General features: G+C 70.7%; 8 protein-coding genes. 5 read left to right on the plus strand and 3 right to left on the minus strand.

Features of this window, described 5'->3' with window-relative positions; translation table 11 throughout:
* Positions 1-43 precede the first annotated feature (43 nt).
* The 3 genes from ACZ7LS_RS33005 to ACZ7LS_RS33015 form a co-directional block, all read right to left on the minus strand.
* Positions 44-1,162 (minus strand): amidohydrolase family protein, encoded by a 1,119-nt coding sequence (locus ACZ7LS_RS33005; RefSeq protein ID WP_382529842.1) that lies wholly within the window; start codon positions 1,160-1,162, stop codon positions 44-46.
* 140 nt (positions 1,163-1,302) lie between these two features.
* The gene (locus ACZ7LS_RS33010) at positions 1,303-1,677 is read right to left on the minus strand and encodes a hypothetical protein (RefSeq protein ID WP_382675002.1); all 375 of its coding nucleotides are present in this window, start codon (positions 1,675-1,677) and stop codon (positions 1,303-1,305) included.
* Between the two features lie 108 nt (positions 1,678-1,785).
* Positions 1,786-2,733, minus strand: a complete 948-nt coding sequence (locus ACZ7LS_RS33015) for a heme o synthase (RefSeq protein WP_382530991.1) — start codon at positions 2,731-2,733, stop codon at positions 1,786-1,788.
* Between the two features lie 326 nt (positions 2,734-3,059).
* On the opposite strand from ACZ7LS_RS33015, the gene tkt reads away from it, so the two are divergent.
* Genes tkt through pgl form a run of 5 tightly spaced genes read left to right on the plus strand, consistent with a single transcriptional unit; the run spans position 3,060 to position 9,633 of the window.
* On the plus strand, positions 3,060-5,135 hold the full coding sequence (gene tkt, locus ACZ7LS_RS33020) for a transketolase (protein WP_382530989.1): 2,076 nt from the start codon (positions 3,060-3,062) through the stop codon (positions 5,133-5,135).
* Positions 5,136-5,170: 35 nt separating this feature from the next.
* The gene (tal, locus tag ACZ7LS_RS33025) at positions 5,171-6,289 is read left to right on the plus strand and encodes a transaldolase (protein ID WP_382530987.1); all 1,119 of its coding nucleotides are present in this window, start codon (positions 5,171-5,173) and stop codon (positions 6,287-6,289) included.
* Between the two features lie 4 nt (positions 6,290-6,293).
* On the plus strand, positions 6,294-7,826 hold the full coding sequence (zwf, locus tag ACZ7LS_RS33030) for a glucose-6-phosphate dehydrogenase (protein WP_382530985.1): 1,533 nt from the start codon (positions 6,294-6,296) through the stop codon (positions 7,824-7,826).
* Positions 7,823-8,854, plus strand: a complete 1,032-nt coding sequence (opcA, locus tag ACZ7LS_RS33035) for a glucose-6-phosphate dehydrogenase assembly protein OpcA (RefSeq protein WP_385137412.1) — start codon at positions 7,823-7,825, stop codon at positions 8,852-8,854. The genes zwf and opcA overlap by 4 nt, the downstream gene beginning before the upstream one ends.
* Positions 8,851-9,633 carry a 6-phosphogluconolactonase gene (gene pgl / locus ACZ7LS_RS33040; protein ID WP_382530982.1) on the plus strand — a complete coding sequence of 261 codons (783 nt, stop codon included), beginning with the start codon at positions 8,851-8,853 and terminating at the stop codon, positions 9,631-9,633. The genes opcA and pgl overlap by 4 nt, the downstream gene beginning before the upstream one ends.
* Positions 9,634-9,770 lie beyond the last annotated feature (137 nt).

The raw sequence follows: 9,770 nt of genomic DNA on the forward strand, positions 1-9,770 counted from the left end.
AGCACGGCCGGAAAACGCCCGTGCACGAAGCGGCGGCGAGCGGTCAGGGAGCGTCCGGCAGTCCGTAGAGCCGGTGGGCGTTGCCGGCCGCGATCATCCTGGCGACGCGCTGGGCGTCCCGTAACGCCCACGCTCCGTCGCCCACCCAGCCCCCGAGGACCCGCTCCAGCGCCTCCCGGAACACCTGGGCGCCCACCACATGCAGCTCGGGCAGCCCGCGCGCGCCGCTGGAGAACAGCAGCTTGCCGAACGGCGCCAGCTCCAGGATCTCCGCGAGCACGGCCGCGGCCCCGGCCCCGGTCCGCGCCAGTACCGGCCCCAGATCCGCGTACACATGCGGGAAGACGCTCGTCAGATGGGCCGCGTGCCGGTGGTACGGATAGCCGTTCAGCAGGACGAGATCGGTGCCGAGCCCGGCCGTGGCCGCCGCGAAGCCGGTGAGCGCCCCCGGGTCGGCGTGGCCGTCGCGCGGATACGTGTCGGTGGCGCCGCCCGCGTGCAGTTGCAGCGGCAGTCCCGAGCCGACCGCGATCCAGAGCAGATGCCGCAGCAGTACGGGATCGGTGAGCGGGCCACCGGCCCGGCGCCCGGCCAGCCAGCGGCCCGCCGCGCCCCGTACCTCCCCCGGCCCCGGTGGCTCGGGCGAGGCGGCGAGGCCCGTCCTGGCCCCGGCGACGGAGGAGAAGGCGACGGCGGAGTCCGCCGCCGCGTGCACGGATTCCGCGAGGCCGGCCAGGAAGGTGCCCGCGCCTCCCGCGACATCGGCGACCCGTTCCGCCAGCGGTTCCAGCCGGACGATCTCCCGCGCCTCGGCCGCGCCCGCCGCGGCGATCTCGGCGGGCCCGGTCAGATCGCCGGGCAGTCCGGTGTCCACCAGATAGGTGGAGATCCCGGTGGAGCGCAGCAGCCGGCGTCCCGTTTCCAGTACGCCCAGCTCCCGGCGGCGCGCGAGATAGCGGGCGGGCGGGCAGTGCGGCTCAAGACCGAGCAGTGGCGGGCACCAGCGCCGGACGGCGAACCCGGTCTGGGTGTCGAAGAACGTGGTGCCCGGCGCGGGAGCGCGCGCCGTTACGCCGAGCTGGGCCTCGAAGGCGCCGAGGCCCAGTTCCGTGCGGAGTACGCCGTGGCAGTACTGGTCCACCAGGGACGCTGTTTCGATCATCGGGTTTCCCGTCGTGGACCGTACTCCTACTGTCCTAACGGGTAACTCGCGCTCGGGTGGCGCCTTTCGGACGCCTGAGGGCGCCCCTCCGTCCCACGACGCCCTCAGGCTTCAGAACGCCCTGACCTCTCCCGACGCCCTCAGGCTTCGCGGCCACCGAGCTGGAGTCCGGCCATCCGCTTCCATTCGTACGGCCCCGTGCGCACCTTGGCGGCGAACTCGCCGTCGAAGGACTCGTGCAGGGTCAGCCCCGCCTTCTCGGCGGCGCTGCTCGCGATGGCGTGCGAGGGGGCGACGAGATCGCCCCAGCCGCCGTCCTCACCGACGAGCACGATGCGCGTACCGGCCTGTCCGAGGTACGCGAGCTGCCCCTCCGCGCCGCCGTGCCGGCCGGCGAATGCGCCGATCCGCTTCGCCAGCCGGGCGGCCCGGCGCTCGTCGCGCGCCGCCCGCCGGGCCAGTGCCCTGCTCTCGTCGGCCGCGTCGCTCTGCTCTGTCTGCTGGGTCTCTGCCATGAACGGGATGCTACCCACGGGTAGATCAACCGACGACGGGTGGGGCGCGTGGCCTTGGCCACGCGCCCCACCCGTCGGTGGAGCAAGTCGGTGCGGTACAGGGGCGCGTCAGCGCAGGAAGGGATCCACGGCCACGGCCACGAAGAGCAGCGACACATAGGTGATGGACCAGTGGAACAGCCGCATCTCCTTGAGCTTGGCGCCCGTCTCACCGGCCTTGGCGCGCGACTGGAGTCCGTGCGCCTCCCAGAGCCAGTAACCGCCGGACGCCAGCGCGACCGTCGTATAGAACCAGCCGGTGTACCCCAGGGGGGTCAGCAGCAGCGAGACCGCGACCATCACCCAGCTGTAGAGGACGATCTGGCGTGCCACGACCTGGTTGCTGGCGACGACCGGGAGCATCGGAACGCCCACGCGCGCGTAGTCGTCCCGCACCTTCATGGAGAGCGGCCAGTAGTGCGGCGGCGTCCAGAAGAAGATGACGAGGAAGAGGATGACGGCGGCCCAGGACACCGAATTGGTCACCGCCGACCAGCCGATCAGCACCGGCATGCAGCCCGCGATACCGCCCCAGACGATGTTCTGCGAGGTACGGCGCTTGAGGATCATCGTGTAGACGATGACGTAGAAGAGCAGCGCGCCCAGGGCGAGGGCCGCCGACAGCCAGTTGACCAGGAGTCCGAACCAGAGGGTCGAGACCACGGCCAGCGTGAGGCCGAACACCAGCCCCTCGCGCGGCGAGACCATGCCGGTGACGAGAGGACGCTGCGACGTACGGTCCATCAGGGCGTCGATGTCACGGTCGATGTACATGTTCAGCGCGTTGGCGCCACCGGCGGAGAGATAGCCTCCGACACAGGTGGTGACCACCAGCCACAGATTCGGCACACCTTGCGCGGCGAGGAACATCACCGGAATGGTGGTGATGAGCAGCAGTTCGATGATCCGCGGCTTGGTCAGCACCACGAATGCCTTGACGCGGGCGCCGAACGGCCGATGGCCGCCCGAGCTCGGAGTCAGAGCGACCCCTGCGGGTCGGGACTCGACGGCCGTCACGCACACCCCTGACAGAGAAATCCCAGCAAGCTCCGGGCGTGAAGGCCCGGTAAAGACTTGCGCGTACCACGCCACTCTAGACGTTGCCCTCATGCCGATCTTCGCGGGGGTGGGTGGTGCGAAACACCACGGAAAGCCCTCCCGGAATGGTCCTCACGACCTGCCGGAAGGTGAACTCCGAGACGCCGGGAGGCGAACTCTCCGGCGGCGCCGCACCCTGGAAACACGCTCGGAAAGATGACTGTCGCTGCGGGTAGGCTCGACAGCGAACCGGTGCGCCCTCAGACACCGGGATTCGATCATGTGGAGAGGAGCCCTGACTCAGGGTGAGCACCAAGCCGACCACCACAGAGCTCGAGTGGACCGATTCGGACCGCCGGGCAGTCGACACCGCCCGCGTCCTGGCCATGGATTCCGTACAGAAGGTCGGCAACGGCCATCCGGGTACGGCCATGAGCCTGGCCCCCGCCGCCTATCTGCTCTTCCAGAAGGTGATGCGGCACGATCCCGCCGACGCGCAGTGGACCGGCCGCGACCGGTTCATCCTCTCGGCGGGCCACTCGTCCCTGACCCTGTACATCCAGCTCTACCTGGCCGGATACGGTCTGGAACTCGAAGACCTGGAGTCCTTCCGCACCTGGGGTTCGAAGACCCCGGGCCACCCGGAGTACGGACACACCGTCGGTGTGGAGACCACCACGGGACCGCTCGGGCAGGGCGTCGCGAACGCGGTGGGCATGGCGATGGCCGCCCGCTACGAGCGCGGTCTGTACGACCCGGACGCCGCGCCCGGCACCTCCCCGTTCGACCACACCATCTGGGCGATCGCCGGTGACGGCTGCCTCCAGGAGGGCATCTCGGCCGAGGCGTCCTCGCTGGCCGGCCACCAGAAGCTGGGCAATCTGGTCCTGCTCTGGGACGACAACCACATCTCCATCGAGGGTGACACGGAGACGGCGGTCTCCGAGGACACCCTCAAGCGGTACGAGGCGTACGGCTGGCATGTGCAGCGCGTCGAGCAGCTGCCCAACGGCGACCTCGACCCGGCGGGTCTGCACGAGGCGCTGAAGGCGGCGCGCGCGGAGACCGGGCGCCCCTCGTTCATCGCGGCCCGCTCGATCATCGCGTGGCCGGCCCCGCACGCGCAGAACACCGAGGCGGCGCACGGCTCCGCGCTCGGCGAGGCGGAGGTCGCCGCCACCAAGAAGGTGCTCGGTTTCGACCCGGAGAAGTCCTTCGACGTCTCCGCCGAGGTGCTCGCGCACACCCGTGAGGCGCTCGACCGCGGCCGTGAGGCGCGTACCGAGTGGGAGAAGACCTTCGCCGCCTGGCGTACCGCCAACCCGGAGCGCGCGGCGACGTTCGACCGGGTCAGGGCCGGCGAACTGCCCGCGGGCTGGGAGGAGAAGCTCCCCGCCTTCGAGACCGGCAAGTCCGTCGCGACGCGCGCCGCGTCCGGCAAGGTGCTCCAGGCGCTCGGTGAGGTCATCCCCGAGCTGTGGGGCGGCTCCGCCGACCTCGCGGGTTCGAACAACACCACGATCGACAAGACGTCGTCGTTCCTCCCGGCGGGCAACCCGCTGCCGGAGGCGGACCCGTACGGCCGCACGGTGCACTACGGCATCCGCGAGCACGCCATGGGTTCGACCATGAACGGCATCGCGCTGCACGGCAACACCCGTATCTACGGCGGCACTTTCCTGGTGTTCTCCGACTACATGCGTCCGGCCGTCCGGCTGGCCGCGCTGATGCGGGTGCCGGTCACCTACGTCTGGACGCACGACTCGATCGGTCTCGGCGAGGACGGCCCGACGCATCAGCCGGTCGAGCACCTCTCCGCGCTGCGGGCCATCCCGGGTCTGAACGTCGTCCGCCCCGCCGACGCCAACGAGACGGCGATCGCCTGGCGCGAGATCCTCAAGCGGCACGACAAGGGCGCTCCGCACGGTCTGGCGCTGACCCGTCAGGGTGTGCCGACGTACGAGGCCAACGACGACGCGGCCAAGGGCGGTTACGTCCTGTTCGAGGCCGAGGGCGGCGCTCCGCAGGTCGTGCTGATCGGCACCGGCTCCGAGGTGCAGCTGGCCGTCGAGGCGCGTGAGCAGCTCCAGTCCGCCGGTATCCCGGCCCGGGTGGTCTCGATGCCGTCGGTCGAGTGGTTCGAAGAGCAGGACCAGGAGTACAAGGACAGCGTTCTGCCGCCCGCCGTGAGGGCGCGGGTGGCGGTCGAGGCCGGCATCGGGCTCACCTGGCACCGCTTCGTGGGCGACGCCGGACGCATCGTCTCGCTGGAGCACTTCGGCGCTTCGGCCGACGGCAAGGTCCTCTTCCGCGAGTTCGGCTTCACCGCGGACGCGGTGGCCGCGGCGGCACGGGAATCTCTGGCGGCTTCGGCGCGCTGACGCCTTATATACGAACAGTAGGAGATGGAACTCTCATGACAGACGCACTCAAGCGCCTCTCCGACGAAGGCGTCGCGATCTGGCTCGACGACCTCTCGCGCAAGCGGATCACGTCCGGCAACCTCGCCGAACTGCTCGATCAGCAGCACGTGGTGGGCGTCACCACCAATCCGTCGATCTTCCAGAAGGCCATCTCGGAGGGCGACGGATACGACGCCCAGCTGGCCGATCTCGCCGCCCGCAAGGTCACCGTCGAGGAAGCCATCCGCATGATCACCACGGCGGACGTCCGCGACGCCGCCGACATCCTGCGTCCGGTCTTCGACGCGACGCAGGGCCAGGACGGCCGGGTCTCCATCGAGGTGGACCCGCGGCTGGCGCACCACACGAAGGCGACCATCGCCGAGGCCAGGCAGCTGGCCTGGCTGGTGGACCGCCCGAACACCCTGATCAAGATCCCGGCGACCAAGGCCGGTCTGCCCGCGATCACCGAGACGATCGGCCGGGGCATCAGCGTCAACGTCACGCTGATCTTCTCGCTGGAGCGCTACCGCGAGGTCATCGACGCCTACATCGCGGGTCTGGAGAAGGCGCAGGCCGCCGGCCTGGACCTGTCCAAGATCTACTCGGTGGCGTCCTTCTTCGTCTCCCGCGTGGACACCGAGATCGACAAGCGGCTCGACGCGCTGGGCACGCCCGAGGCCAAGGAGGCCCGCGGCAAGGCGGCCCTGGCCAACGCGCGGCTGGCGTACGAGGCGTACGAAGAGGTCTTCTCCTCCGAGCGCTGGGCCGCCCTGGACCGCGCGCAGGCCAACAAGCAGCGTCCGCTGTGGGCCTCGACCGGCGTCAAGGACCCGGCGTACAAGGACACGCTGTACGTCGACGAGCTGGTGGCACCCCACACGGTGAACACCATGCCGGAGGCCACGCTCGAAGCCGTCGCGGACCATGGCCGGATCACCGGTGACACCGTGCGCGGTACGTACGACCAGGCGCGCGCGGACCTCGAAGCCGTCGCGAAGCTGGGCATCTCGTACGACGACGTCGTCCAGCTGCTGGAGGACGAGGGAGTCGAGAAGTTCGCGACCGCCTGGAACGACCTGCTCAAGTCGACCGAGGCGGAGCTCAAGCGCCTCGCCCCTTCGGAGGGCTGATCCCTTGACCGCAACCCACGGAGCGAACCCGCTCCGTGACGCCGCGGACCGACGGCTCCCGCGTATCGCGGGGCCGTCGGGCCTGGTCATCTTTGGCGTCACGGGCGATTTGTCCCGAAAAAAGCTGATGCCTGCCATCTATGACCTGGCCAACCGCGGTCTGCTGCCGCCGGGCTTCTCGCTCGTCGGCTTCGCACGCCGTGAGTGGCAGGACGAGGATTTCGCCAAGGAGGTGCACGACGCCGTAAAGGAGCACGCGCGCACGCCGTTCCGCGAGGAGGTCTGGCAGCAGCTCATCCAGGGGATGCGCTTCGTCCAGGGCGACTTCGACGACGACAACGCGTTCGAGAACCTGAAGGCGACGATCGCCGATCTCGACAAGACGCAGGGCACCGGCGGCAACTTCGCGTTCTATCTCTCCGTACCGCCGAAGTTCTTCCCGCAGGTCGTCCAGCAGCTCAAGAAGCACGGGCTGGCCGACCAGACCGACGGCTCCTGGCGGCGCGCGGTCATCGAGAAGCCGTTCGGCCACGACCTGGCGTCCGCGCAGGACCTGAACAAGGTCGTCCACGAGGTCTTCCCGTCCAACGAGGTCTTCAGGATCGACCACTATCTGGGCAAGGAGACCGTCCAGAACATCCTGGCGCTGCGGTTCGCCAACACCCTCTTCGAGCCGATCTGGAACCGGTCGTATGTCGACCATGTCCAGATCACCATGGCCGAGGACATCGGCATCGGCGGCCGGGCCGGCTACTACGACGGCATCGGCGCCGCCCGTGACGTGATCCAGAACCACCTCCTCCAGTTGCTCGCGCTGACCGCGATGGAGGAGCCCGCCTCCTTCGACGCGGACGCGCTGGCCGCGGAGAAGACCAAGGTGCTGGGCGCCGTGCGGCTGCCGAAGGATCTCGCCGAGGGCACGGTGCGCGGGCAGTACGCCGCGGGCTGGCAGGGCGGCGAGAAGGCCGTCGGCTATCTCCAGGAAGACGGCATCGACTCCAAGTCGAAGACCGACACCTACGCGGCGGTGAAGCTGGGGATCGACAACCGCCGCTGGGCGGGCGTCCCGTTCTATCTCCGTACCGGAAAGCGGCTCGGCCGCCGGGTCACCGAGATCGCGGTGGTCTTCCAGCGCGCGCCGCACTCCCCCTTCGACCACACGGCCACGGAGGAGCTGGGGCAGAACGCCCTGGTCATCCGCGTCCAGCCGGACGAGGGCGTGACCATGCGGTTCGGCTCGAAGGTCCCCGGCACCTCCATGGAGGTCAGGGACGTCTCGATGGACTTCGCGTACGGCGAGTCCTTCACGGAGTCCAGCCCCGAGGCGTACGAGCGGCTCATCCTCGATGTGCTGCTCGGCGACTCGAACCTCTTCCCGCGGGTGGAGGAGGTCGAGCTGTCCTGGAAGATCCTCGACCCGATCGAGAACTTCTGGGACACGCACGGCAAGCCCGCGCAGTACGAGTCCGGGACCTGGGGTCCGGTCGAGGCGGACGAGATGCTCGCACGAGACGGACGGAGCTGGCGCCGGCCATGAAGATCGACCTTACGGACACCACGTCGAGCAAGATCAACAAGGCGCTGGTCCAGGGGCGCAGGGCGATCGGCACCCCTGCCGTCGGCATGGTCCTCACGCTGGTCCTCGTCACGGACGAGGAGAACCAGTACGACGCGCTCAAGGCCGCCAACGAGGCGTCCCGCGAGCACCCGTCGAGGAAGCTGGTCGTCGTCAAGCGCCACTCGCGCTCGCCGCGCGACCGGGCCAAGGCCCGGCTCGACGCCGAAGTACGGGTGGGCGCGGACGCGGGCACCGGCGAGACGGTCGTCCTGCGGCTGTACGGCGAGGTGATGGACCACGCGCAGTCGGTGGTCCTGCCGCTGCTGCTGCCGGACGCCCCCGTCGTCGTGTGGTGGCCGGTCAACGCGCCGGTCAACCCGGCCAAGGACGCGCTGGGCAAGCTGGCACAGCGCCGGGTGACCGACACGTACGCGGCCGAGGATCCCGTCGCGGAGCTGACGGCACGCGCCGAGGCGTACACCCCGGGCGACACGGACCTGTCCTGGACCCGCATCACGCCGTGGCGCTCAATGCTCGCGGCCGCTCTGGACCAGGTCGCCTGCGATGTCACCTCGGTGGAGGTGGAGGGCGAGGAGCACAACCCGAGCTGCGAGCTGCTCGCCATGTGGCTCGCGGACCGGCTGCACGTACCGGTCAAGCGCGGCGTCTCGAAGGGTCCCGGTCTCACGGCCGTACGGATGGAGACATCCTGCGGGCCGATCACGCTGGGCCGGGCGGACGGCTCGCTGGCGACGCTCTCCATCCAGGGGCAGCCGGACCGGGCGGTGGCGCTGAAGCGCCGGGAGACCTCGGAGCTGATCGCCGAGGAGCTGCGCCGGCTGGACCCGGACGACACCTACGCGTCGGCGCTGCGGTTCGGCGTGGACCGGCTCAGTGACGGGGCCGGCTCGTCGTCGGGTACGGCCGGTGACGGCGGTGCGACGCCCGCCAAGCCCGCCGGCGCGGTCACGCCTGCCGCCATGCCCAAGAAGGCGGAGTCGAAGTGAGCGCTCCGCAGCTGGTCGTCCACCGCGACAAGGAGCTGATGGCGCAGGCCGCGGCGGCCCGGCTGATCACGAAGATCGTGGACGCCCAGGCCGCGCGCGGCTCCGCCTCCGTCGTCCTGACGGGCGGGCGCAACGGCAACGGCCTGCTGGCCGCGCTGTCCGCGGCGCCCGCCCGGGACGCGGTCGACTGGTCGCGGCTCGATCTGTGGTGGGGCGACGAACGGTTCCTGCCGGAGGGCGACCCGGAGCGCAACATCACCCAGGCGCGGGCGGCGCTGCTCGACTCGGTGCCGCTGGACCCCTCGCGGGTGCATGTGATGCCGGCCTCCGACGGTCCGTACGGCAGTGATGTGGAGGCGGCGGCGGCCGCGTACGCCACCGAACTCGCCGCGGCGGCCCGCCCGGAGGACCACGGGCCGGTGCCGACCTTCGACGTCCTGATGCTGGGGGTCGGGCCCGACACGCATGTGGCCTCGCTCTTCCCCGAGCTGCCGGGCGTACGGGAGACCGAGCGCACGGTGGTCGCCGTGCACGGCGCTCCCAAGCCTCCGCCGACCCGTATCTCCCTCACGCTGCCCGCGATCCGCGCGGCGCACGAGGTGTGGCTGCTGGCGGCGGGCGAGGACAAGGCGAAGGCCGCGGAGATCGCGCTCTCGGGCGCGGGCGAGATCCAGGCGCCGGCGGCGGGGGCGTACGGCCGCAGCCGCACGCTGTGGCTGCTCGACGCGGCGGCGGCCTCGGCCCTGCCCCGCGCGCTCTACCCGCCGGCCTCGGCCTAGACGAGTCAGTCCGACACGGAGCGCGGGTACGCGTCGGGGGGGGGGGGGGGGGGGGGGGGGGGGGGGGGGGGGGGGGGGGAGGGGGGGGGGGGGGGGGGGGGGGGGGGGGGTGGAGGGGGGGGGGGGGGGTCGCGGGG

Source organism: Streptomyces sp. NPDC039430 (assembly GCF_055639435.1).